This window comes from Micromonospora sp. HM134 (genome assembly GCF_007833915.1).
GTDB lineage: Bacteria > Actinomycetota > Actinomycetes > Mycobacteriales > Micromonosporaceae > Micromonospora > Micromonospora wenchangensis.
Map to the genome: position 1 here is coordinate 6,580,264 of NZ_CP041061.1, position 22,831 is coordinate 6,603,094.

At 74.8% G+C, this 22,831-nt stretch carries 20 protein-coding genes and 1 pseudogene; 9 read left to right on the forward strand and 12 right to left on the reverse strand.

The genetic code is table 11. The features are described 5' to 3' along the window. Nucleotides 1–53: 53 nt before the first annotated feature. Nucleotides 54–1,523, reverse strand: coding sequence for an NAD(P)H-hydrate dehydratase (locus tag FJK98_RS28525; RefSeq protein ID WP_145921714.1), 1,470 nt, complete (start codon nucleotides 1,521–1,523; stop codon nucleotides 54–56). 242 nt (nucleotides 1,524–1,765) lie between these two features. On the opposite strand from FJK98_RS28525, the gene FJK98_RS28530 reads away from it, so the two are divergent. After that, a complete protein-coding gene (locus tag FJK98_RS28530; protein WP_145921715.1) occupies nucleotides 1,766–2,062 on the forward strand; it encodes a hypothetical protein in 297 nt (98 codons plus the stop codon). Continuing rightward, a complete protein-coding gene (locus FJK98_RS28535) occupies nucleotides 2,059–3,780 on the forward strand; it encodes an alpha/beta hydrolase (RefSeq protein ID WP_145921716.1) in 1,722 nt (573 codons plus the stop codon). Before FJK98_RS28530 ends, FJK98_RS28535 begins: the two co-directional genes overlap by 4 nt. 8 nt (nucleotides 3,781–3,788) lie before the next feature. Here FJK98_RS28535 and glmS read toward each other — a convergent pair whose 3' ends face one another. Continuing rightward, nucleotides 3,789–5,702, reverse strand: coding sequence for a glutamine--fructose-6-phosphate transaminase (isomerizing) (glmS, locus tag FJK98_RS28540; RefSeq protein WP_145921717.1), 1,914 nt, complete (start codon nucleotides 5,700–5,702; stop codon nucleotides 3,789–3,791). A 971-nt stretch (nucleotides 5,703–6,673) separates the two neighbouring features. Here glmS and FJK98_RS28545 point away from each other — a divergent pair. After that, nucleotides 6,674–7,159: a hypothetical protein gene (locus FJK98_RS28545; protein WP_145921718.1), complete on the forward strand. Its 486-nt coding sequence runs from the start codon at nucleotides 6,674–6,676 to the stop codon at nucleotides 7,157–7,159. A 187-nt stretch (nucleotides 7,160–7,346) separates the two neighbouring features. After that, nucleotides 7,347–8,504, forward strand: a complete 1,158-nt coding sequence (locus FJK98_RS28550; protein ID WP_240763078.1) for a pyridoxal phosphate-dependent aminotransferase — start codon at nucleotides 7,347–7,349, stop codon at nucleotides 8,502–8,504. Between the two features lie 38 nt (nucleotides 8,505–8,542). Here FJK98_RS28550 and glmM read toward each other — a convergent pair whose 3' ends face one another. The 8 genes and pseudogenes from glmM to FJK98_RS34890 form a co-directional block, all read right to left on the reverse strand. Next, nucleotides 8,543–9,898 (reverse strand): phosphoglucosamine mutase, encoded by a 1,356-nt coding sequence (gene glmM / locus FJK98_RS28555; RefSeq protein WP_145921720.1) that lies wholly within the window; start codon nucleotides 9,896–9,898, stop codon nucleotides 8,543–8,545. A gap of 115 nt (nucleotides 9,899–10,013) precedes the next feature. Then, nucleotides 10,014–10,478, reverse strand: a complete 465-nt coding sequence (rpsI, locus tag FJK98_RS28560; RefSeq protein ID WP_088647409.1) for a 30S ribosomal protein S9 — start codon at nucleotides 10,476–10,478, stop codon at nucleotides 10,014–10,016. A 20-nt stretch (nucleotides 10,479–10,498) separates the two neighbouring features. Then, the gene (gene rplM / locus FJK98_RS28565; protein WP_088647410.1) at nucleotides 10,499–10,942 is read right to left on the reverse strand and encodes a 50S ribosomal protein L13; all 444 of its coding nucleotides are present in this window, start codon (nucleotides 10,940–10,942) and stop codon (nucleotides 10,499–10,501) included. Between the two features lie 211 nt (nucleotides 10,943–11,153). Next, nucleotides 11,154–12,596, reverse strand: a complete 1,443-nt coding sequence (locus FJK98_RS28570; RefSeq protein ID WP_240762401.1) for a nitrate/nitrite transporter — start codon at nucleotides 12,594–12,596, stop codon at nucleotides 11,154–11,156. A 121-nt stretch (nucleotides 12,597–12,717) separates the two neighbouring features. After that, the gene (locus FJK98_RS28575) at nucleotides 12,718–13,011 is read right to left on the reverse strand and encodes a type II toxin-antitoxin system PemK/MazF family toxin (protein ID WP_145921721.1); all 294 of its coding nucleotides are present in this window, start codon (nucleotides 13,009–13,011) and stop codon (nucleotides 12,718–12,720) included. Further along, a complete protein-coding gene (locus tag FJK98_RS28580) occupies nucleotides 13,001–13,258 on the reverse strand; it encodes a DUF6364 family protein (RefSeq protein WP_145921722.1) in 258 nt (85 codons plus the stop codon). The genes FJK98_RS28575 and FJK98_RS28580 overlap by 11 nt, the downstream gene beginning before the upstream one ends. Before the next feature lie 89 nt (nucleotides 13,259–13,347). After that, nucleotides 13,348–13,758 (reverse strand): trans-aconitate 2-methyltransferase, encoded by a 411-nt coding sequence (locus FJK98_RS34410; protein ID WP_240762402.1) that lies wholly within the window; start codon nucleotides 13,756–13,758, stop codon nucleotides 13,348–13,350. A gap of 59 nt (nucleotides 13,759–13,817) precedes the next feature. Continuing rightward, a pseudogene (locus FJK98_RS34890) lies at nucleotides 13,818–14,045 on the reverse strand (SAM-dependent methyltransferase); the annotation flags it as partial. 150 nt (nucleotides 14,046–14,195) lie between these two features. On the opposite strand from FJK98_RS34890, the gene FJK98_RS28590 reads away from it, so the two are divergent. From FJK98_RS28590 to FJK98_RS28610, 5 genes are read left to right on the forward strand one after another with little or no spacing between them, the layout of a single operon-like run. Then, nucleotides 14,196–16,343 (forward strand): molybdopterin oxidoreductase family protein, encoded by a 2,148-nt coding sequence (locus FJK98_RS28590; RefSeq protein WP_145921723.1) that lies wholly within the window; start codon nucleotides 14,196–14,198, stop codon nucleotides 16,341–16,343. Beyond that, nucleotides 16,340–17,773, forward strand: coding sequence for an FAD-dependent oxidoreductase (locus tag FJK98_RS28595; protein WP_145921724.1), 1,434 nt, complete (start codon nucleotides 16,340–16,342; stop codon nucleotides 17,771–17,773). Before FJK98_RS28590 ends, FJK98_RS28595 begins: the two co-directional genes overlap by 4 nt. A gap of 29 nt (nucleotides 17,774–17,802) precedes the next feature. Then, nucleotides 17,803–20,370 carry a nitrite reductase large subunit NirB gene (gene nirB / locus FJK98_RS28600; protein WP_145921725.1) on the forward strand — a complete coding sequence of 856 codons (2,568 nt, stop codon included), beginning with the start codon at nucleotides 17,803–17,805 and terminating at the stop codon, nucleotides 20,368–20,370. Next, complete coding sequence (gene nirD, locus FJK98_RS28605) at nucleotides 20,367–20,714, forward strand: nitrite reductase small subunit NirD (RefSeq protein ID WP_145921726.1); 348 nt, start codon at nucleotides 20,367–20,369, stop codon at nucleotides 20,712–20,714. Before nirB ends, nirD begins: the two co-directional genes overlap by 4 nt. Then, nucleotides 20,714–21,802 carry a uroporphyrinogen-III synthase gene (locus FJK98_RS28610; protein ID WP_145921727.1) on the forward strand — a complete coding sequence of 363 codons (1,089 nt, stop codon included), beginning with the start codon at nucleotides 20,714–20,716 and terminating at the stop codon, nucleotides 21,800–21,802. The genes nirD and FJK98_RS28610 overlap by 1 nt, the downstream gene beginning before the upstream one ends. Nucleotides 21,803–21,860: 58 nt before the next feature. On the opposite strand, the gene FJK98_RS28615 is transcribed toward FJK98_RS28610, so the two are convergent. After that, a complete protein-coding gene (locus FJK98_RS28615) occupies nucleotides 21,861–22,484 on the reverse strand; it encodes an ATP/GTP-binding protein (protein ID WP_088647419.1) in 624 nt (207 codons plus the stop codon). Next, on the reverse strand, nucleotides 22,465–22,827 hold the full coding sequence (locus FJK98_RS28620; RefSeq protein ID WP_088647420.1) for a DUF742 domain-containing protein: 363 nt from the start codon (nucleotides 22,825–22,827) through the stop codon (nucleotides 22,465–22,467). Before FJK98_RS28620 ends, FJK98_RS28615 begins: the two co-directional genes overlap by 20 nt. Nucleotides 22,828–22,831: the final 4 nt, after the last annotated feature.

Below are 22,831 nucleotides of genomic sequence, written 5' to 3' on the forward strand. Positions count from 1 at the left end.
CTACTGGCGTCGGTGATCACCGGGTCGGTGGACGCCGACCCGGACGGCCCCGGTCAGAGCAACGGAGCCACCACCGGGCGTAACGCGGTCACCACGTCCGGCGCGGTCACCGGGCCGCCCCGGGCCGCCTCCCGCCCGGCCAGCCCGTGCAGGTACGCCGCGCCGGCCGCCGCCCGTTCCGGGGCCAGTCCGGCGGCGAGCAGCGAACCGAGCAGCCCGGCCAGCACGTCCCCGGTGCCCCCGGTGGCCAGCGCGGGACTGCCGGTCGGGTTGACGTACGCCCGGCCGTCCGGCGTGCCGACCACCGTGCGGTCCCCCTTGAGCAGCACCGTCGCGTTCATCCAGGCGGCCAGCCGCAGCGCGGCGGCGACCCGGTCGGCCCCCGGTTCCTCGCCGCACAGCCGGGTGAACTCCCGGTCGTGCGGGGTGACCACGATCGGGGCGTCCCGGTCCCGCAGCCGACCGGCGAGCGAGCCGTCCACCAGCAGGGTCAACGCGTCCGCGTCGAGCACCACCGGCACCGGCGCGGCCAGCACCGCCCGCAGTTCCGCGCCGGCCTGCTCGTCGGTGCCCAGGCCGGAGCCGCAGACCCAGGCCTGCACCCGGCCCGCCCCGGCGACCCGGTCGGTGGCGATCACCGACGGATGCTGCCGGACCACCTCGTCGCGGGCGCCACCGGCGTACCGGACCAGCCCGGTGGGGCCGGCCAGCGCGCCACCCACCGAGAGCACCGCCGCCCCCGGGTAGGTCCGCGACCCGGTGGCCACCCCGACCACGCCCCGGCGGTACTTCTCCGAGGACGCGCCGGTACGGGGCCACCAGTCGCACACGTCCGACCATTCGGTGACCCGCAGCACGGGGGTGCCGCGCAGCCACGGTCCGAGCCCGATGTCGACCAGTTCGACCTGCCCGGCCAGCGGGGCCGCCGGGCCGACCACCAGGGCCGGCTTGAGCGCGCCGAACGCCACCGTCACGTCGGCCCGCACGGCGCGGGGCCGGCCCGACCCGTCCGTCGGCACGTCCCCGGTGTCCACCGCCACCCCGCTGGGCACGTCCACCGCGACGACGGTGGCCCGGCCCCCGTCGCGGCCCCGCAGGGCGGGCAGGCCGGCGACCAGTTCGTCGGCGGCGTCCCGCAACCCGCCGGTGCCCCCGATCCCGACGATCCCGTCGAGCACCAGGTCGACCGTGGCGGGCGGAGCGTCGACCAGCCGTCCCCCGGCGGCCCGCAGCGCCGCCAGCCCGTCGGCGTGCGCCCGCCCGGGGGCGGTCGGCAGCACGGCGACCTGTGCGCCCCGGCGGGCCAGCCGCTCGCCCGCGTACAACGCGTCGCCGCCGTTGTCGCCGGTGCCGACCAGCAGCAGCACCCGTGCGCCGTACACCCCGCCCCGCTCGGCGAGCAGCAGGGCGCACCGCCGGGCCAGCCCGGCCGCCGCCCGCTGCATGAGCGTCCCGGGGGGCACGGTGGCCATCAGGCCGGCCTCCGCCGCGCGTACGTCCGACACCCGCCACACCGATCTCATGCCACCCCCGTCTTCGCCGCCGACCGGCCGTCCCGGTCGGGCGCGTCCGCCGTGGTCGAGATCACCCTACCGGCGGTGGGGGCGGCAGATTAGCCACCGGCGTCGCGGCCGGCAAGACCTGTGGACAACCCGGGGGTACGACCGCCGCCCGTCGTCCACAGGGCCCGCCGGAGCACCGCCCGGCCACCTAGCGTCGGCGGCACGGTCACGGCGGCGGGCCGGGCGAGGGGCGGGAGGCGGACATGACGGACGAGCCGGTGCGGGTCGACCTGCCGGTGCTGCGGGCGGCGGCCGGCGGGCTGGCCGACGAGGCGTACGCGCTGGCCCGGGGGCTGGCGGGTCACCCCGGGCTGGTGCTGTCCGCGCCGGGTTGGCGGGCCGGGGCCGCACTGGCCGGGCTGGAGTCGGCGGTGCACGCCTGGCACGGGGTGCTCGGCGTACGGGTCGCCGAGACCGGTACCGCGCTGCGGGCCGCCGCCGAGGCGTACGCGGCGGCCGACGACCGGGCCGCCGGGCGGCTGGCCGGTCGACCCCGATGATCGGGTACGCCCAGCTCTGGGCCGCCTCCCCCGGCGACTGGGCGGCGGCTGGGGTGGCCTGGCGGGGGCTGGACGCGCCGGTCACGCGCCGGCGGTCCGGGCTGGCCGAGCGGGCGACGACGCTGCAGGCGGGCTGGTCGGGCGGGGCGGCCACCAGGGCCGGTGGCCGGCTCGACGGGCTGCGCGCGGAGCTGGGCACCATCCTGCCGGCGCTGGTCGAGACCGATCAGGTGCTCGCCGAGTTCGCCGGTCGGCTGCGGGTGGCCAAGGCCCGGCTCGCCGAGGCGGTTGCGCTGGCCGACCGTACCGGTGTGGCGGTCGACCGGCACGGTGGGCTGCGGGCGGTCCCCCCGACCTGGCGCGGCCCCGAGTCGGGTGTGCTGCCGGCCGGGATGGGTGCCCGCCCCGCCCCGGCGGGCGGTGCCGACGCGGCCCACTCCCCCGGTCCCCGCGCCGGTGCCGGCGCGACCGGAGGTGGGCCCGGTGGTGGCGGGGCCGGGAACGGCGGCGGGGTGGGGTCGCCGGCGGCGGTGGCCCAGGTGGCGGCGGCGCTGCGGGAGGCGCTGGCGCTGGCCGACGGGGCCGACCGGGAGGCCGCCGGCCGGCTGGCCGAGTTGACCGGGGCGGCCCGCACCGGCTGGGTGGAACGGCCACCACCGGGCCGGCCGGCCGACGATGCCACCCCGGCGGCGGTCCGCGCCTGGTGGGACGGCCTCACCCCGGCCCAACGGCGCTGGCTGGTGCTGCACGAACCGGCCCGGACCGGCCCGCGTGACGGGGTGCCGGCGGCGGCCCGGGACCAGGCGAACCGGCTGCTGCTGGCCGGGCACCGGGAGGCCCTGCTGGCCGAACGCCGGGCGTTGTCGGCCAGCGGGTCGGGTGGGCGCTCCGGGCTGCGCCGGATCGACCGGGCGCTGGCCGCCCTGGACGGGCTCGCCGGGCGGCTCGCCGCGACGACGGGACCCCGGCCGTACCTGCTCGGGCTCGACCCGCGCGGCGACGGCCGGGCGATCGTCGCGCTGGGCAACCCGGACCGGGCCCGCCGGGTGCTGACCTACGTGCCGGGGATGACCAGCGACCTCGCCGACGTCCCCGGTGAGCTGGGCCGGGCCGCCCGGGTGCAGGACCGGTGCACCGCTCTCGCCCCCGGCGAGGAGACGGCGGCGGTGCTCTGGCTGGACTACGACGCCCCCGACTTCCTGCCCGAGGCGTCCTCACCCGCCCAGGCCCGGGACGCCGGGCCCGACCTGCACCGCTTCCAGGAGGGGCTGCGCGCCACCCACGACGGGCCGCCGGCCCGGCAGACCGTGCTGGGGCACAGCTACGGCTCGCTGGCGGTGGGCAGCGCCGCCCGCGACCACGGGTTGGCCGCCGACGCGTTGGCCTTCGTCGGGTCACCGGGGGTGGGGGTCGACCGGGCCGGAGCGCTCGGCCTGCCACCGGGGCAGGTCTGGTCGAGCACCGCCGGCGACGACGTGATCCGGCTGGTCGAGCCGCCCCGGGAGCTGGCCGGTCGGGCGGTGCTGGCCACCTCGCCGCTGGCCAGCGCCGCCTCGCTGTTCCGCCCGGACGACCACCGACTGTGGTTCGGGCACGACCCGAGCGATCCGGGTTTCGGCGGCCGGACCTTCCCCAGCGGGCGGGGCGGCCACACCGGCTACTGGGAGCCCGACAACCCCGCTCTGGACGGGATGGCCCGGATCGTGCTCGGCCGGTGAGCGATGTCCTACTCCACGGTGACCGACTTCGCCAGGTTGCGCGGCTGGTCCACGTCGTGCCCCCGGGCGGCGGCGATCTCGGCCGCGAACACCTGCAACGGCACGGTGGTGACCAGCGGCGCGAGCAGGGTCGGCGTACGCGGCACGTAGATCAGGTGGTCGGCGTAGCGGACCACCGCCTCGTCGCCCTCCTCGGCGATCACGATGGTCCGGGCGCCCCGGGCCCGGACCTCCTGGATGTTGGAGACGACCTTGTCGTGCAGCATCCCCCGGCCGACCGGCGACGGCACCACGCAGATCACCGGGGTGCCCTTGTCGATCAGGGCGATCGGCCCGTGCTTCAGCTCACCGGCGGCGAACCCCTCGGCGTGCATGTACGCCAACTCCTTGAGCTTGAGGGCACCCTCCAGGGCCACCGGGTAGCCGACGTGCCGGCCGATGAACAGCACCGTCGGCTCCGACTTCAGCTCCCGGGCCAGTTCCCGCACCGGCTCGATCCGGCCCAGCAGCTCCCGCAGCTTGCCCGGCATCTCCTGGAGCTGGGCCACCACCGCGCCGACCTCGTCGGCGAACTTGATCCCGCGTACCTGGGCCAGGTGCAGGCCGATCAGGTAGCAGGCGACCAGTTGGGTGAGGAACGCCTTGGTCGAGGCGACGGCGATCTCCGGGCCGCCGTGGGTGTAGAGCACCGCGTCGGACTCGCGCGGAATGGTGGAGCCGTTGGTGTTGCAGATGGCCAGCACCCGGGCCTTCTGCTCCCTGGCGTGCCGCAACGCCATCAGGGTGTCCATCGTCTCGCCGGACTGCGAGATCACCACGATCAGGGTGGACCGGTCGAGCACCGGGTCGCGGTAGCGGAACTCGCTGGCCAGTTCCACCTCGCAGGGGATGCGGGTCCAGTGCTCGATGGCGTACTTGGCGACCATGCCCGAGTGGTACGCGGTGCCGCAGGCCACGATGAAGATCTTGTCGACGTCGCGCAGGTCCTGGTCGCTGAGGCGGACCTCGTCGAGGGCGATCTCCCCGGTCTCGGTGAGCCGGCCCAGCAGGGTGTCCGCGATGGCCTGCGGCTGCTCCTCGATCTCCTTGAGCATGAACCAGTCGTAACCGCCCTTCTCGGCGGCCGAGGAGTCCCAGTCGATGTGGAAGTCCTTGCCGGTGGCCGGCTGGCCGTCGAAGTCGGTGATCTCGATGCTGTCGGCGGTGATCAGGACGATCTGGTCCTGCCCCAGCTCGACCGCCTCGCGGGTGTGCTCGATGAACGCCGCCACGTCACTGGCCAGGTAGTTCTCCCCGTCGCCCCGGCCGACCACCAGCGGCGAGTTACGCCGGGCGCCGACCACCGCACCCGGGATGGCCGCGTCGACGGCGAGCAGGGTGAACGCGCCCTCCAACCGGCGGCACACCACCCGCATCGCGGCGGCGAGCAGCTGCGGGCCGTCGGTGCCACCGGCCGCCCGCAGCTCGGCGAGCGCGTGGGAGAGCAGGTGGGCGGCGCACTCGGTGTCGGTGTCGCTGGTGAACTGGACGCCGTCGTCCTCCAGCTCGGCACGGAGCTTGGCGAAGTTCTCGATGATGCCGTTGTGGATCACGGCGACCCGGCCGTCGGGGGCCAGGTGCGGGTGGGCGTTGCGGTCGGTCGGGCCGCCGTGGGTGGCCCACCGGGTGTGGCCGATGCCGGTGGTGCCGTCACCGATGCCGACCGGGCTCGCGGCGCAGTCGTCGGGGTTGGTGGCGGCCCGCTCGGAGAGGACCTTCTCCAGGTTGGCCAGCTTGCCGGCCTTCTTCTCGGTGAGCAGCTCGTCGTCGCAGACGATCGCGACCCCGGCCGAGTCGTACCCCCGGTATTCCAGCCGCCGCAATCCGTCGAGCACGATGCCGAGCGCCGGGCGCGCGCCGGCGTAACCCACGATTCCACACATGGTTCGCAGCCTAACCCAGTTTCGCTCACCTCGTGTGCGCAGAAGCCGGGCAAACGATCACCGAATTTGAGCGATCGGGCGGTGACGGGCGGCAATCGGACGACCGTCACGCCCGTCCGGCCGTACGGGGTTGCGGCCGGCCCGCCGGTACGACAGTCTCTCGGCGACCCTGGAACGTCCCTGGGACGGCCCGCACGCCCCTTTCCTCCCTTTCCGTCCCCGGAGCAGCCATGTCCGACACGCCACCCCCCAGCGACCCCGCGCCCCCACCCGGCGACCCCGCTCCCGCGGCCAGCGATCCCACCCCTGCGGTCGGCGATCCGACGCCTCCGGCCTCCGGCAGCCCGGCCCCCTGGCCCACCGGCACCCCGGGCCCGTCCGCATGGGCCCCGCCGGACCCGCTCGCGGTCCCGCAGCCCTGGGCGGCCCCCGGCCCCTGGGCCCACGGATCGGCATCCGACCCCTCCGGTGCCGGCCACCCCGGCCCGACAGGCTCGACTTCTCCCTACCCGCACGGCTCGGCTTCCCCCGACCCGGTCGGCTCGAACTCCCCCGGCTCGGTCTCCCCCGGCACACCGGCCGATCCGCCGGCCAGCCCCGTCGATCCGTCCGGCACGCCCGGCGACTGGTCCGCCGGGAGCCCCGGGGGTCCGCCGCCCGCCGGCTGGCCCGGCACGGTCCCGGGAGGCTGGCCCGGCGCGGCACCCGGAGGCTGGGCCGGCGCACCCGGAGCACCGCCCGGCCACGGCTGGCCCGGTTACGACCGGCCCGGCCCGGCCCCCGGTACGCCCGGTGCCGTCTGGCCCGCCGGGCCGCCCGGAACCCCCGCCGGGCCGCCCGCCGCCGGCTGGCCCGGGGGACCACCCGGTCACGGCTGGCCGCCGCCGGGTTATCCGCCACCGTTCGCCCACCCCGGGTACCCGTCGCCGGGCGGACGGTCCTCCACCGGCGCCGGTGCGGTGGTGGGCATCGTGGTCGCCGTAGTCGTGGTGCTCGCCCTCGTCGGCTGCGCCTGCTTCTGCGGGGGCGGTGCCCTGCTGGGCGGGACCGGGCCGGACACGGCGACCGAGGACCCCTACGGCCGGGGCTACTACGACGACGAACCGGAGCCGAGCTGGAGCCCGCCGCAGCCGTTCCAACCGTCCGCGCCCGCCACCCGGCCGGCCGACGGCCCCGGCCGGTACCCGGTGACGTACGAGGTGACCGGCACCGGCCCGGTGGACCTCCAGTTCTACGACGGGGACGGCTACTTCATCCAGCAGGAGAAGGTACGGCTGCCCTGGCGGATGGAGCTGCGTACCGACGATCCGAACCGGGTGCTGGTCAGCGCCGCCCGCTCCGACGGCAACCCGGGCGGGTTCCGGTGCGCCACCACCGTCGGCAACCGGCCCCGGGTCACCGACGTGGCCGGTCCGGACGACTGGCGGGTGCAGTGCCACGCCCGCCCGATCCGCTGACGACGCCGGATTAGCGGCGGAAGCCGGATCAGGGGCAGACGCCGGCTCGGTGCGGCAAGCCCGAGCAGGGGCGGACGCCGGATCAGGGGCGGAAAGGCCGTGACGAGCCCTGGTGGCAGGAGCGGTCGCGGGCCGTAGGCTGACGGGCGTGACGACGCCTACCGATGTCGACCCGCTGGTGGCCCGGATGCGTCCGTTCGGGACGACCGTCTTCGCCGAGATGTCCGCGCTCGCCGTCCGGACCGGTGCGGTCAACCTGGGCCAGGGCTTCCCGGACACCGACGGGCCGCCGGAGATGCTGGCCGCCGCCGCCGAGGCGCTGCGCTCCGGGCACAACCAGTACCCGCCCGGCCCGGGGGTGCCCGTGCTGCGCCGGGCCGTCGCCGAGCACCAGCTCCGCTTCCACGGCCTGACGTACGACCCGGACGGCGAGGTGATCGTCACCGCCGGGGCCACCGAGGCGATCGCCGCCAGCATCCTCGCGCTCTGCGAGCCGGGCGACGAGGTGATCTGCTTCGAGCCGTACTACGACTCGTACGCGGCGTCGGTCGCCCTGGCCGGGGCGGTACGGCGGCCGGTGACGCTGCGCCCCGGCGACGACGGCCGGTACGCCTTCGACCCGGACGAGCTGCGGGCCGCGTTCGGGCCGCGTACCCGGCTGGTGCTGCTGAACTCGCCGCACAACCCGACCGGGAAGGTCTTCACCGCACCGGAGCTGACCCTGGTCGCCGACCTCTGCCGGGAACACGACGTGTACGCGGTCACCGACGAGGTGTACGAGCACCTCGTCTTCACCGACGCCGCCGCCACGCACCTGCCGCTGGCCACCCTGCCGGGGATGTGGGAACGCACCCTGCGCATCTCGTCGGCCGGCAAGACCTTCTCCTGCACCGGCTGGAAGGTGGGCTGGGTCAGTGGGCCCGCCCCGCTGGTCTCGGCGGTGCTGCGGGTCAAGCAGTTCCTCACCTACGTCAACGCCGCGCCGCTGCAACCGGCGGTGGCCGTGGCGCTGGCCCTGCCCGACGACTACTACACCGGCTTCCGCGACAGCCTCCAACGGCAGCGGGACCTGCTGATCGGTGGCCTGACCGACGCCGGGTTCGCGGTGCTCACCCCGGAGGGGACGTACTTCGTCACCGCCGACATCACCGGCCTCGGCGGTCGGGACGGGCTGGAGTTCTGCCGTTCCCTGCCGGAACGCTGCGGCGTGGTGGCGGTGCCCACCCAGGTCTTCTACGACGACGCCGAGGCGGGCCGCCGGCTGGTCCGGTTCGCCTTCTGCAAGCGCCCGGAGGTGCTGACCGAGGCGGCCGGCCGACTGCGCGCCCTGGCTGCCGCGCGCTGAAAACCGGCGGCGGCCGGCGGGCGGCGGACCGAGGTCGGTCAGCTGGCGGGGCTGGCGGTGCGGACCTGCTCGGCGATCCGCTCGGCCACCGACCGGGCGGCTTCCTCGGTGCCGGCCTCGACCATCACCCGGACCAGCGGTTCGGTGCCGGACGGGCGCAGCAGCACCCGACCGGTCTCCCCCAGCTCGGCCTCGGCCCGTTCGACCTCGGCCTTGACGGCGGGTGCGGCGGCACCGACGGTACGGTCGCCGACCGGCACGTTGATCAGCACCTGCGGCAGCTTGGTGACCACCGAGGCCAGCTCGGCCAGGGACCGGCCGGTGGCCGCCATCCGGGCCATCAGGTGCAGACCGGTGAGCACCCCGTCGCCGGTGGTGGCGTGCGCGGGCATGACGAGGTGGCCGCTCTGCTCGCCGCCGAGGGCGAGGCCGGAGGCGCGCAGCTCCTCCAGCACGTACCGGTCGCCGACCTTGGTCTCGACCAGCCGGATGCCCTGCGCGGACATGGCCAGCCGCAGGCCGAGGTTGCTCATCACGGTGGCGACCAGGGTGTCCCGGGTCAGCTCGCCGGCGTCGCGCAGGGCCAGCGCGAGGATCGCCATCAGCTCGTCGCCGTCGACCTCCTCGCCGTCGGCGTTGACCGCGACGCAGCGGTCGGCGTCGCCGTCGTGGGCGAGGCCCAGGTGCGCGCCGTGCTCGACCACGGCGGCCCGCAGGCCGTCGAGGTGGTTGGAGCCGCACTCGTCGTTGATGTTGAGGCCGTCCGGCTCGGCGTGGATCGCGATGACCTCGGCGCCCGCCTCCCGGTAGGCCACCGGGGCGACCTCGGCGGCGGCCCCGTTGGCGCAGTCGACCACCACCTTGATCCCGTCGAGGCGGTGCGGCACGGTGCCGACGAGGTGCTGCACGTAGTGGTCGGCGCCGTCGAGCAGGTCGTGCACCCGGCCGACGCCGGCACCCACGGGGCGGTTCCAGGCGGTGGTGGCGTTGGCCTCGACGGCCGCCTCGATCCGCAGCTCGATCTCGTCGGGCAGCTTGTGCCCACCGGCGGCGAAGAGCTTGATCCCGTTGTCCGGCATCGGGTTGTGCGAGGCGGAGAGCATCACGCCCAGGTCGGCCTTGGCCTCGGCGGTCAGGAACGCCACGGCGGGGGTGGGCAGCACGCCGACCCGGACGACGCTGGCCCCGGCGCTGGTGAGGCCGGCGACCACGGCGGCCTCCAGCATCTCGCCGCTGGCCCGGGTGTCCCGGCCGACGACGGCCAGTGGCGGGTGGCTGCGGTCCGACTCGGCCAGTGTGTGCGCGGCGGCCACGGCCACCGCGAGCGCCAGTTCCGGGGTGAGGTCGACGTTCGCCCGCCCGCGTACGCCGTCCGTGCCGAACAACCGACCCATACCCGCCAACCTCCGGTGCGACTGCGATGAGTGGAGAAAGCGGAACGGCCGGGCCACCTCCCGCGAGGGGAGGCGGACCCGGCCGTCCGTCAGAAGTACAACGCGCTGTCGGTGATCAGCGCTTCGAGTACTGAGGTGCCTTACGGGCCTTCTTGAGACCGTACTTCTTGCTCTCCTTGACCCGGGCGTCCCGGGTGAGGAAGCCGGCCTTCTTCAGGGCCGGGCGGTCGTCCGGCTCGCTGACGATCAGCGCGCGGGCGATGGCCAGCCGCAGCGCACCGGCCTGGCCGGTGGTGCCGCCGCCCCGCAGGTTGGCGATGACGTCGAACGCCTCGGGCTTCTCGGCGGTGACCAGCGGGTCCTTGATGAGCTGCTGGTGCACCTTGCTCGGGAAGTAGGCCTCCAGGTCACGACCGTTACAGGTGATCTTGCCGCTGCCGGGGACGATGCGGACCCGGACGATGGCCTCCTTGCGGCGGCCGACGGTCTGGATCGGGCGGTCACCACGCGGCGCGCGGGCGACGGGCGCGGGGGCCTCGGTGGCCTCGGGGGCGACCTCGGTCTCGGTGATGTCGGTCATGCTGTTTCCTTCGCCCTCGCTCACTGCGCGATCTGCTTGATCTCGAACGGCACCGGCTGCTGCGCCAGGTGCGGGTGCTCGGCACCGGCGTAGACCTTCAGCTTCTTGATCAGCTGACGGCCCAGCTTGTTGTGCGGGAGCATGCCCTTCACGGCCAGCTCGATCGCCCGCTCGGGCCGCTTGGTCAGCAGCTCCTCGTAGCCGACCTGCTTGAGGCCGCCCGGGTAACCGGAGTGCCGGTAGGCGACCTTGGTCTGCCGCTTGTTGCCGGTCAGCGCCACCTTGCCCGCGTTCACGATGACGACGAAGTCGCCCGTGTCGACGTGCGGCGCGAAAGTCGGCTTGTGCTTGCCGCGCAGCAGCGTGGCGGCGTGGGTGGCCAGGCGGCCCAGCACGACATCAGAGGCGTCGATAACGTGCCACTGACGCTCGATCTCACCCGGCTTCGGGCTGTACGTACGCACAGGTCTACCTTGTCTCGTCGTCGGTCTGGGGTCGCGCGCCGAGGTGACCAGAGGCTTCCCGGCCGGACCAGCGCGCACGAACGACCAAGCGTACCTGAGCGGCACGCCTCTGGATGTCGTACAACAGCAGGCAACGATACCCGCCGCCCCGTCGGCTGGTCAAAACGGGGGGTCGACCGGTGTGGCCTGCGATTTTCTCGCATGACCAGGGTCACACCCCGGTCAGCCTACCCGGGCCGGGCCGCAGGTACACCGTCCAGGTCACCAGGAAGCAGAGCGCGTACCACCCGATGAAGGCCAGATAGGCGGCGTCGGCGTTGCCGGAGGCGAGGAAGGACTGCCGGAAGGCCACGTTCACCAGCACCCCGCCCGAGGCGCCGACCGCCCCGGCGATGCCGATCAGGGCCCCGGAGAGCCGCCGGGCCCGGCGCTGCGCGGCGGCGGGGTCGCCGGTCAGCTCCGCCTCGGCCGTCGCGCGGGCCCGGAAGATCGCCGGGATCATCTTGTACGTCGACCCGTTGCCGATGCCGGAGAAGACGAACAGCGACAGGAACCCGGCCAGGTAGAGCGGGAACGAGCGCTCCCGGGCGGCGAAGAGCACCAGGCTGGCGCCGACGGCCATGGCGACGAAGTTCCAGAAGGTCACCCGGGCCCCGCCGAGCCGGTCGGCGAGTTGCCCGCCGACCGGGCGGATCAGCGAACCGATCAGCGGTCCGAGGAAGGTCAGCCAGGCCGCGTCGACCGGGGTGGGGAACCGCTCGGCGAACTGGAGCTGGAGCACCTGGCCGAAGGCGAACCCGAAGCCGATGAACGAGCCGAAGGTGCCCACGTAGAGCAGGGACATCACCCAGGTGTGCCGGTCGCGGGCGGCCTCGCGCAGCGCGCCCGGCTCGTTGTGGGCGTCCGGGATGTTGTCCAGCCAGCGGGCGGCGGCGAGCGCGGCCAGCACGATCAGCGGCAGGTAGACCGCCGGCACCAGCCGGGGGTACGCGGCCCCGGCGGTGGCCAGCACCGCCAGCCCGACCAGTTGCACCGCCGGTACGCCGAGGTTGCCGCCGCCGGCGTTGAGCCCGAGCGCACGGCCCTTGAGCCGGTCGGGGAAGAACAGGTTGATGTTCGCCATCGACGAGGCGAAGTTGCCCCCGCCGACCCCGGTCAGGCAGGCCAGCACCATCAGCGTGGTGTAGGACACCCCCGGCTCCAGCAGCACCGTCATCGGCACCGCCGGCACGAGCAGCAGCAGCGCGCTGACGATCGTCCAGTTCCGCCCGCCGAAGCGGGCCACCGCCAGGGTGTACGGCAGCCGCAGCACCGCCCCCAGCGCGGCCGGTACGGCGGTGAGCAGGAACTTTCCGGCCGGGTCGATGCCGTACGCCGGGCCGAGGAAGAGCACGGTGACCGACCAGAGGCTCCACACCGAGAAGCCGACGTGCTCGGCGAAGATCGACACCCAGAGGTTACGGCGGGCGACGGGCGCTCCGGTCGTCCGCCAGAAGGTGGGGTCCTCGGGACGCCAGTCGTCGAGCCGGTGCCGGCGTCCGGCGCTCCGGCCGGCCGGCGGGTCGGCGGCGGTCGACGGGTCGGCCTCCGGCGGTGCGTCGGTGGTGCCCGGCGGGTCGACGGCGGAGTTGCTGCTGCTGGCGAGCGAGCTCACGACGATTCCTCCTCATCGATATGAGGAGGATGGTAGGCAGAGCCGGTTTCCCGGTGGTGGCCCGGTTGGGTCGTTCCGGAAACGGGAATCGCACGTCGCCCGGCGGCCTGCGGTGAGGTGGTCAGAGCTCCTGGAGGATGCGCAACGCGCGGTTCACCCGCTGCATGGTCTCGGTGTCGGCGACGTCCACGCACTCGGTGAACCACTTCTTCATCGGCGCGGACAGCCGGTCGGGCATGACCACGTTGTCGCCCATCGGCACGGCGAGCGGGGAGTCACGCAGCAGCGCGGTCTCGACCACCTCGGCGACGATCACGATCGGCACGTCGGTGGAGTTGTAGACGTCGGAGCTGATCACCAGGCCGAGCCGTTCCCGGGCGCCCTCGATGCGCCAGACCTCTCCCCTACGCAGCACGTGGGCGACGACCGAACAGCACGTCGGCGACCATCCCCACCTCGCGGGCCTCGGCGAGGGCCGCGGATTCCAGGTCGAGCCCGGCCCGGCCGACCGCCTCGGCGTGCGCGGTGAACACCTCCCGCAGGGCCTTCTCCCGGGCGGCCTGGTCCATCCAGGCGGAGAGGGACAGGCCTTCCCGCTTGGCGAACCGGCGGGCCTCCTCGATCGTCTCGTCCGAGAACGAGAGGGTCACCTTGGCAGTCATGCCGCTGATCCTACCCCTGGTATGACCGCTGGTCATCCCCATGCACCGGTGGACCGCCCACGGGACAGACCCCGCCGGGGTGGCCCGGGTCAGGCCGGGCGGTGCCCGCCGAAGACGGCGAACCGCCACGCCTTGTAGAAGCAGTCCACGTCGACCAGGCCGGCGTCGGCCAGCCACCGGCACTGGTCGGCGACCGACGCCGGTCGGTCGTGCCGCATCCGCTCCCGGGCGGCGGCGATCTCGTCGGCGTCCGAGCCACGCGCGGCGGTGTGCGCCAGCCAGACGTCGTCGTACCGGCGGTCCAGCGTCGGGGTGGGGCCGGCGACCTGCTCGGCGTTGACGAACACCCCGCCGGGGACGAGCGCGTCGGCCGCCCGCCGGTAGAGCGCCCGCTTGCCGTCGTCGTCGAGGTGGTGCACGGCCAGCGCGGAGACCACCGCGTCGTACCGGCCGGCGGGCAGCGGCTCGGCCAGGTCGGCCACGACGGTGCGGTGCGCCACCCCCGGGCGGTCAGCCCGTCGGCGGCCACCGCGAGCATCCGCGCGGCCCCGTCGACCAGGGTCACCCGCACCCCGGGCAGCGCCGCGGTGAGCAGCAGCGAGAGCAGCCCGGTGCCGGCGCCCAGGTCGAGCACCTCGGGGGTACGGCCGGCGGCGAGCGCGGCCCGCAGCGGTGGGGCGGCCACCTCGACGGCGGTGCCGTAGAAGTCGTCGAAACAGGGGACGAGCCGGCGGCGGGCCTGATCGTAGGAGCCCGCCACCGCATCGAAGGCCGCCGTCACGTCCACGATCCACCTCTCTCATATATTAGGAAACTTGTCTCAGATTGTAGACCCTACCGTCCGGTCCGGTACCCCCGTGCGGTGTGAACCGCTCTTGACAGGACCGAAACAGAAGGGACCCCAGTCGGAAACCGCCCGGCGGCACGCTTTGCGGACATGACAGACGGTGCACGCGCCGCGACACGAACGGGGCCCCCACCCCGGGAGGCGGAGACGCACTGCCCGTACTGCGCGCTCCAGTGCGGCATGGTCCTGCGGGACGCCGACGACGGCCGGATCGAGGTCCAGCCCCGACAGTTCCCCACCAACCGGGGCGGGCTGTGCCAGAAGGGCTGGACCGCCGCCGACCTGCTCGACCACCCCGACCGGTTGACCACCCCGCTGGTCCGCGACCCGGCGGGCACGCTGCGCCCGGCGAGCTGGGAGACCGCGCTGGAGCGGATCGTCGACGGGCTGCGCGCCGTCCAACGGACGCACGGCCGGGACGCGGTCGCCGTCTTCGGCGGCGGCGGGCTCACCAACGAGAAGGCGTACGCCCTCGGCAAGTTCGCCCGGGTGGCGCTGCGCACCCGGCACATCGACTACAACGGCCGGTGGTGCATGTCCTCGGCCGCGGCGGCCGGACTGCGCGCCTTCGGCGTCGACCGGGGGCTGCCGTTCCCGCTGACCGACCTGGGCCGCACCGACACCCTGCTGCTGGTCGGGGCGAACCCGGCCGAGACCATGCCGCCGCTGATGCGCCACCTGACCGACCAGCGGGCCCGGGGCGGCCGGCTGATCGTGGTCGACCCCCGGTTCACCGCCACCGCCCGGCAGGCCGACCTGCACCTGCAACCACTGCCCGGCACCGACCTCGCGGTCGCCAACGCGCTGCTGCACATCGCACTCACCGAGGGACTGATCGACCGGGAGTACGTCGCCACCCGCACCGAGGGCTTCGACGCGGTACGCCGTACCGTCGCCGAGTACTGGCCGGCCGAGGTGGAACGGCTCTCCGGGGTGCCGGTGGCCGACCTGGAGGCGACCGCCCGCGCGCTCGGCACCGCCGGTTCGGCGATCATCCTCACCGCCCGGGGCGCCGAACAGCACGCCAAGGGCGTCGACACGGTCAGCGCCTACGTCAACCTCGCCCTCGCCCTCGGCCTGCCCGGCCGCCCGCACTCCGGGTACGGCTGCCTCACCGGCCAGGGCAACGGCCAGGGTGGACGCGAGCACGGCCAGAAGGCCGACCAGCTCCCCGGCTACCGCAAGATCGACGATCCGGCCGCCCGCGCCCACGTCGCCGGGGTCTGGGGCGTCGACCCGGCCGACCTGCCCGGTCCCGGGGTGCCCGCCTACCAGCTGCTCGACGCGCTGGGCACCCCCGACGGCCCCCGCGCGCTGCTGGTCTTCGGCTCCAACCCGGTGGTCTCCGCCCCCCGCGCCGCCCGGGTCGAATCCCGGCTGCGCGGGCTGGACCTGCTGGTGGTGGCCGACTTCCTGCGCTCCGAGACGGCCGAACTGGCCGACGTCGTGCTCCCGGTGGCCCAGTGGGCCGAGGAGGACGGCACGATGACCAATCTGGAGGGTCGGGTGCTGCGCCGCCGCGCGCTGCGTCCACCGCCTCCCGGCGTCCGCACCGACCTGGCCGTCCTCGCCGACCTCGCGGCCCGCCTCGACACCCCCGACGACCCGGTGCCGGCCGGCCCGGCGAAACCGGCTGCGGACCGCTTCCCCACCGACCCGAGGGTCGTCTTCGCCGAGCTGCGCCGGGCCTCCGCCGGTGGCGTCGCCGACTACGCCGGGGTCAGCTGGGAACGGATCGAATCCGCCGACGGGGTCTTCTGGCCGTGCCCCGACCCGGACGGCCCGGACTCCCCCCGGCTCTTCGCCGACACGTTCCCCACCCCGACCGGCCGGGCCCGGTTCCACGCCGTCCGGCACCGGCCGGCGGCCGAGCCGGTCTGCGCCGACTATCCGCTGCACTTCACCACCGGGCGGGTGCTCGCCCAGTACCAGTCCGGCACCCAGACCCGACGGGTCGACGCGCTGCGCCGGGCCGCCCCGCACGGCTTCGTCGAACTGCACCCCGACCTGGCCGCCCGGCTCGGGGTCGGCGACGGCGACGAGGTACGGGTCGCCTCCCGCCGGGGTGAGCTGCGGGCGCCGGCCCGACTCAGCCCGACCATCCGGCCGGACACCGTCTTCGCCCCGTTCCACTGGCCCGGGGCGGCCCGCGCCAACTCGGTCACCAACGACGCCCTCGACCCGGTCTCCGGGATGCCCGAGTTCAAGATCTGCGCGGTCCGGGTGGAGCGGGCATGACCGGCCACATCGTGATCGTCGGGTACGGCATGGCCGGCGCCCGGCTCGCCACCGAACTGCACGCCCGCAACGGGGACCGCAAGGTCACCGTGCTCGGGGCGGAGCCGCACCGGGCGTACAACCGGATCATGCTGTCCACGCTGCTCGCCGGCAAGGTCGACGAGCCCGACGTGGAGCTGGCCGAGGTCGCCGGGCAGGGCACCGACGTGCGGACCGGCGCGGCGGTCACCGCGATCGACCGGGCGGCCCGCACGGTGCGCACCCCCGACGGCGACGTCGACTACGACCACCTGGTCCTCGCCACCGGCAGCCGGGCGGTGGTGCCCCCGCTGGCCGGCCTCGACCCGGCCGCCCTGCCGCCCCGGGTGGCCGTCTTCCGCACCCTGGCCGACTGCCGTCGCATCCTCGCCACCGCCCGGTCGGCGCGCACCGCGCTGGTGCTCGGCGGTGGGCTGCTCGGCCTGGAGGCGGCCCGTGGCCTCGCCGCCCGGGGGCTCGCGACGACCGTGGTCCACCCCCACCCGTACCTGATGGAACGGCAGCTCGACCCGGCCGCCGGCGCGGTGCTCGCCGGCACGCTGGCCGGGCTCGGCGTCGCCACCCGGCTGGGCGTCCCGGCGACCGGGCTGGCCGCCGACCCCGACGGGGTCCGGCTCGACCTGGCCGACGGCACCGCCCTGCACACCGATCTGCTGGTGCTCTCCTGCGGGGTCCGCCCCGACACCGGCCTGGCCGCCGCCGCCGGGCTGACCGTCGACCGGGGGGTGCTGGTCGACGACCGGCTGCGCACCGGCGACGAGGCGATCTCGGCGATCGGCGACTGCGCCCGCCCACCCGGCGAGGGCCCAGCCGGGCTGGTCGCACCCGCCTGGGCGCAGGCCCGGGTGGTGGCCCGGCTGCTCACCGGGGAGGACCCCGCCGCCCGCTACCGGCCCCGGCCGGTGGTGACCCGGCTCAAGGCCGCCGGGATCGACCTGGCCTCGATGGGCGACCCGGCCGGTGGCCCCGGCGAGGAGCTGACCTTCAGCGACCCGGCCCGGGGCACGTACGCCCGGCTGCGCATCCACCACGACCGGCTCACCGGGGCGATCCTGCTCGGTGACAACCCGTCGGTCGGCACGGTGGTGCAGCTCTTCGACCGGGGCGCCCCGGTCCCCACCGACCGGCGGGCACTGCTGCTCGGCCGGTCGCTCGGCGCTCCCGCCACCCCCGTCGCCTCCCCGGCGCTGATGCCGGACACGGCGACCGTCTGCCAGTGCAACGACGTCGACAAGGGCACCCTGGTCCGCTGCTGGCAGGCCGGCGCCCGGACGGTCGACGAGGTGACGACCGCGACCCGGGCCGGAACCGGCTGCGGTGGCTGCCGGCAGGCCGTCGGCGGCATCGTCGACTGGCTGTCCGAGGCGGACTCGGCGCGGACGCCCCGATGACCGTGATGACACCACGAGGAGGTGACCCGATGACCGGAGGACGTTTGGTCGTCGTCGGCAACGGCATGGTCGGGCAGCGGTTCGTCGAGGCGTTGCGCGCCCGCGACCACGACCGGCGCTGGCAGGTGACGGTGCTCGCCGAGGAATCCCGCCCGGCGTACGACCGGGTGCGGCTGTCCGCGTTCTTCGACGGGGTCAGCGCCGAGGAACTGAACCTGCACACCCCCGACGACGGGGTGGAGCTGCGTCTCGGCGAGCCGGTCACCGGTATCGACCGGGACCGGCGGGTGGTGACCACCGCCACCGGGGTGCACCCGTACGACGCGCTGGTGCTGGCCACCGGGTCGTACCCGTTCGTCCCGCCGGTGACCGGCACCGACCTGCCGGGTGTCTTCGTCTACCGCACCCTCGACGACCTGGCGGCGATCCGGGCGCACGCCCGGGGCCGGTCGACCGGCGCGGTGATCGGCGGTGGCCTGCTCGGGCTGGAGGCCGCCAACGCGCTACGGCTGCTGGGGCTGCGCACCCACGTGGTGGAGTTCGCGCCCCGGTTGATGCCGGTGCAGGTCGACGAGGCGGGCGGGGCGATGCTGCGCCGCTACGTCGAGGAGCTGGGCGTCACCACCCACCTCGGGGTGGGCACCACCGCGCTGCGGCCCGGCCCGGACGGCACGGTCGCCGCCCTGGACCTCTCCGACGGCGGCACGGTCGACGCCGACCTGGTCGTGGTGGCCGCCGGCATCCGCCCACGCGACGAGCTGGCCCGCGCCGCCGGTCTGCCGCTGGGCCCGCGCGGCGGGGTGCTGGTCGACGCGGCCTGCCGCAGCGACGACGAGCGGATCTGGGCGGTCGGCGAGTGCGCCGCCGTGGACGGCACCTGCCACGGCCTGGTCGCCCCCGGGTACGCGATGGCCGAGGTGGTGGCCGACCGGCTGCTCGGCGGCGCGGCCACCTTCCCCGGCGCGGACAGCGCCACCAAACTCAAGCTGCTCGGCGTCGACGTGGCCTCGTTCGGTGACGCCCACGGCACCACCCCGGGCTGCCTGGACGTCACGTTCACCGACCCGGCCACCCGCTCGTACGCGAAGCTGGTCCTCTCCGACGACGCGCGGACGCTGCTCGGCGGGGTGCTGGTCGGGGACGCGACCGCCTACCCGACGCTGCGGGCCAGCGTCGGCGGGCCGCTGCCCGCTCCCCCGCTGGCGCTGCTGGCCCCGGCCGGCGAGGGCGGCGGCGGGGTGACCGCGCTGCCCGGCGCGGCGCAGGTCTGCTCGTGCAACGCGGTGACCCGGGACGACATCGACGCGGCGATCGCCGGTGGGGCGTGCGACGTGCCGGCGTTGAAGGCGTGCACCCGGGCCGGGACGAGCTGCGGCTCCTGCGTGCCGATGCTCAAATCTCTGCTCGACGCTGCCGGGGTGCAGCAGTCGACCGCTCTCTGCGAGCACTTCGACGTCAGCCGCCAGGAGTTGTTCGACATCGTCCGGGTGCGCGGCATCCGGACGTTCTCGCAGCTCGTCGCGGAGCACGGCCGGGGCCGGGGGTGCGACGTCTGCAAGCCGGTGGTGGCCTCGATCCTCGCCTCGCTGGGCACCGGGCACGTGCTCGACGGCGAGCAGGCGTCGTTGCAGGACACCAACGACCACTTCCTGGCCAACCTGCAACGCGACGGCAGCTACTCGGTGGTGCCCCGGATCCCGGGCGGCGAGATCACCCCGGACAAGCTGATCGTGATCGGTGAGGTGGCCCGCGACTTCCAGCTCTACACCAAAATCACCGGTGGGCAGCGGATCGACCTGTTCGGCGCCCGGGTCGAGCAGCTACCGCAGATCTGGCGGCGGCTGGTCGACGCCGGCTTCGAGTCCGGCCACGCGTACGGCAAGGCGCTGCGGACGGTGAAGTCCTGCGTCGGCGAGACCTGGTGCCGGTACGGGGTGCAGGACTCGGTCGGCCTGGCCGTCGCGCTGGAACTGCGCTACCGGGGGCTGCGCGCCCCGCACAAGCTCAAGTCCGCCGTCTCCGGCTGCGCCCGGGAGTGCGCCGAGGCACGCAGCAAGGACTTCGGCATCATCGCCACCGACACCGGCTGGAACCTCTACCTCGGCGGCAACGGCGGCTTCCGGCCCCGGCACGCCGACCTGTTCGCCACCGACCTGACCACCGAGGAACTGATCACGCTGATCGACCGGTTCCTGATGTTCTACGTCCGCACCGCCGACCGGCTGCAACGCACCGCCGCCTGGATCGAGGCGATGGACGGCGGCCTGGAACACCTCCGCTCGGTGATCGTCGACGACTCGCTCGGGCTCTGCGCCGAACTCGACGCGGCGATGGCCCGGCACGTCACGTCCTACTCCGACGAGTGGCGGGACGTGCTCGACGACCCCGACCGGCTGCGCCGGTTCACCTCGTTCGTCAACGCCCCCGACGTGCCGGACCCGTCGATCACCTTCGCCGTGGAACGCGGCCAGCCGGTGCCGACCCGCGACACCCGTCCCGCCGGGACCGCGCCACCCGACGCCGGCACGCCACCCGACGGGGCAGCCGCCCGCCGCCGGCAGCCGGTCGTCCTGGGCCTGCCGGAGGTGCGGCGATGAGCGGCACCGTCACCGTCGACTGGACCCCGGTGTGCCCGCTGGACCGGCTGGAGGCCGACCGGGGCGTCGCCGCCCTCGTCGACGGCGTCCAGGTGGCGATCTTCCGGCTCGACGACGAGCTGTTCGCGGTGGACAACCTCGACCCGCTCAGCGGCGCGTACGTGATGTCGCGGGGCATCGTCGGCAGCCGGGGCGGGGCGCCCACCGTCGCCTCCCCCCTGCACAAGCAGGTGTACGACCTGCGAACCGGGCTCTGCCTAGACCTGCCCGGGGTGACCCTGCCCCGGTACGACGTCCGCTGCCGGGACGGCCTGGTCGAGGTGCGGCTGCGACAGGAGGAGTGATGCGGGACGAACTGGCCGGCTTCACCATCGGGGTGACCGCCGACCGGCGACGCGACGAACTGGCCGCGTTGCTGGAACGGCGCGGTGCCCGGGTGGTGCTCGCCCCGGCCCTGCGGATCGTGCCGCTGGCCGACGACACCGACCTGCGGGACGCCACCCGGGCCTGCCTGGACCGGCCACCGGACGTGCTGATGGCGAACACCGGCATCGGCATGCGCGGCTGGCTGGAGGCGGCCGAGGGCTGGGGGTTGGCCGAGCCGTTGAAGAACGTGCTGTCCCGGGCCTACGTGGTGGCCCGGGGACCCAAGGCGCGGGGCGCGATCCGCGCCGCCGGACTGCACGACCAGTGGTCGCCGGCCTCGGAGAGCTGCGAGGAGGTGGTGGAGCACCTGTGCCGGCGCGGGGTGGCCGGGCAGGTGATCGCCATGCAACTGCACGGCGACCGGCAGCCGGAGTGCACCGAGGCGCTGGAGGCCGCCGGTGCGACCGTGATCGAGGTGCCGGTCTACCGGTGGGCCCCGCCGACCGACCCGGCCCCGCTGCACCGGCTGATCGACCTCGTCGCCGGCCGGCTGGTCGACGCCGTCACCTTCACCTCCGCCCCGGCGGCGGAGGCGCTGCTGCGGGCCGCCGGGGACCGGACCGAGACGGTGCTCGCCGCGTTGCGCGGGGACGTCCTGGTCAGCTGCGTCGGCGCGGTGACCGCCGAACCCCTGGTCCGGCGGGGGGTGCCGGTCAGCGCGCCGAGCCGCGCCCGGCTCGGCGCGCTGGTCCGCACCATCGTGGACGAACTGCCCCGCCGTACCGTCACCGTGAAGGCGGCCGGGCACCTGCTGACCCTGCGCGGGCACGCCGCCGTCATCGACGGGGAACTGCGTCCGCTGGCCCCCGCCCCGATGGCGGTGCTGCGGGCGCTGGCCACCCGGCCCGGGCGGGTGCTGTCCCGGACCGAACTGCTGCGCACGCTGCCCCGGGGGGCCGACGAGCACGCGGTGGAGATGGCGGTGGCCCGGCTGCGGGTGGGGCTGCGGGCACCCCGGGTGGTGCAGACCGTGGTCAAGCGCGGCTACCGGCTCCGGGTGGAGTGACCCGGACGGCCCGCCCCACCGTCACGCGGCGGGGCGGGCCGGGTCGTCACCGGTCGGCTCAGCCCACCGGGGTGGGGAAACCCCGGCCGTGCTCGGCCTGGAGCCGGATCATGGCGTGCTCCACCACCGTCACCAGCACCTGCTTGACCGACTCGCGGTCCCGGGCGTCGCACATCACCAGCGGCACGTCCGCCGAGATGGCCAGCGCCTCGCGGACCTCCTCCGGCTCGTACAGGTCCGAGCCGTCGAACCGGTTCAGCGCGACCACGTACGGCAGTTTGCGGTTCTCGAAGTAGTCCAGCGGGGCGAAGGCGTCGGTGATCCGGCGGGTGTCCACCAGGACGGCGGCACCCACCGCCCCCCGGATGATCTCGTCCCACATGAACCAGAACCGGGTCTGGCCGGGGGTGCCGAACAGGTACAGGATCAGGTCCTGCGCCATGGTGATCCGGCCGAAGTCCATGGCGACCGTGGTGGTCTCCTTGCCGGGCACCTTCGACGGGTCGTCGATGCCGACACCGGCGGCGGTCATCAGCGCCTCGGTGGTCAGCGGAGTGATCTCGGAGATCGCCCCGACCAGGGTCGTCTTGCCCACGCCGAAGCCACCCGCGACCACGATCTTCGCGGAGACGATTCCCCGGCTCTGGCGCGACCCGGCGGGGTCATAGCCTGCGAAGTCCACTTAGCACCCTTCCAAGGATTTCCATTCGCTCCTCGAACCCCTCGGCGGGAGCGGCAGTGTGTAGCGTGAGCAGACCGTCGGCGACCAGGTCGGCGATCAGCACCCGGGCGACGCCCAGCGGCATCCGGGTGTACGCGGCGATCTCCGCCAGCGACTGCGCCCGTCCCTCGCAGACGGTGGCGATTCGGTACTTGTCGTGTCCGGCGAAGCGGGACTCGGCCACCTGGGTCGCGTTGGAGCTGAGCACCGCCTCCAGCGCGATGTCCCGGCTCGGTTCGGTGCGGCCCCGGGTGACCGCGTACGGACGTACCAGCGCTCCACGTGGGTCCCGCCGGGGGTCCATCCCT

Coding starts and splice junctions, on each gene's coding strand:
- FJK98_RS28525 (WP_145921714.1), bottom strand. CDS start 1,523: ATGAGATCGGTGTGGCGGGTGTCGGACGTACGCGCGGCGGAGGCCGGC.
- FJK98_RS28530 (WP_145921715.1), top strand. CDS start 1,766: ATGACGGACGAGCCGGTGCGGGTCGACCTGCCGGTGCTGCGGGCGGCG.
- FJK98_RS28535 (WP_145921716.1), top strand. CDS start 2,059: ATGATCGGGTACGCCCAGCTCTGGGCCGCCTCCCCCGGCGACTGGGCG.
- glmS (WP_145921717.1), bottom strand. CDS start 5,702: ATGTGTGGAATCGTGGGTTACGCCGGCGCGCGCCCGGCGCTCGGCATC.
- FJK98_RS28550 (WP_240763078.1), top strand. CDS start 7,347: ATGCGTCCGTTCGGGACGACCGTCTTCGCCGAGATGTCCGCGCTCGCC.
- glmM (WP_145921720.1), bottom strand. CDS start 9,898: ATGGGTCGGTTGTTCGGCACGGACGGCGTACGCGGGCGGGCGAACGTC.
- rpsI (WP_088647409.1), bottom strand. CDS start 10,478: ATGACCGACATCACCGAGACCGAGGTCGCCCCCGAGGCCACCGAGGCC.
- FJK98_RS28580 (WP_145921722.1), bottom strand. CDS start 13,258: ATGACTGCCAAGGTGACCCTCTCGTTCTCGGACGAGACGATCGAGGAG.
- FJK98_RS28590 (WP_145921723.1), top strand. CDS start 14,196: ATGACAGACGGTGCACGCGCCGCGACACGAACGGGGCCCCCACCCCGG.
- FJK98_RS28595 (WP_145921724.1), top strand. CDS start 16,340: ATGACCGGCCACATCGTGATCGTCGGGTACGGCATGGCCGGCGCCCGG.
- nirB (WP_145921725.1), top strand. CDS start 17,803: ATGACCGGAGGACGTTTGGTCGTCGTCGGCAACGGCATGGTCGGGCAG.
- nirD (WP_145921726.1), top strand. CDS start 20,367: ATGAGCGGCACCGTCACCGTCGACTGGACCCCGGTGTGCCCGCTGGAC.
- FJK98_RS28610 (WP_145921727.1), top strand. CDS start 20,714: ATGCGGGACGAACTGGCCGGCTTCACCATCGGGGTGACCGCCGACCGG.
- FJK98_RS28620 (WP_088647420.1), bottom strand. CDS start 22,827: ATGGACCCCCGGCGGGACCCACGTGGAGCGCTGGTACGTCCGTACGCG.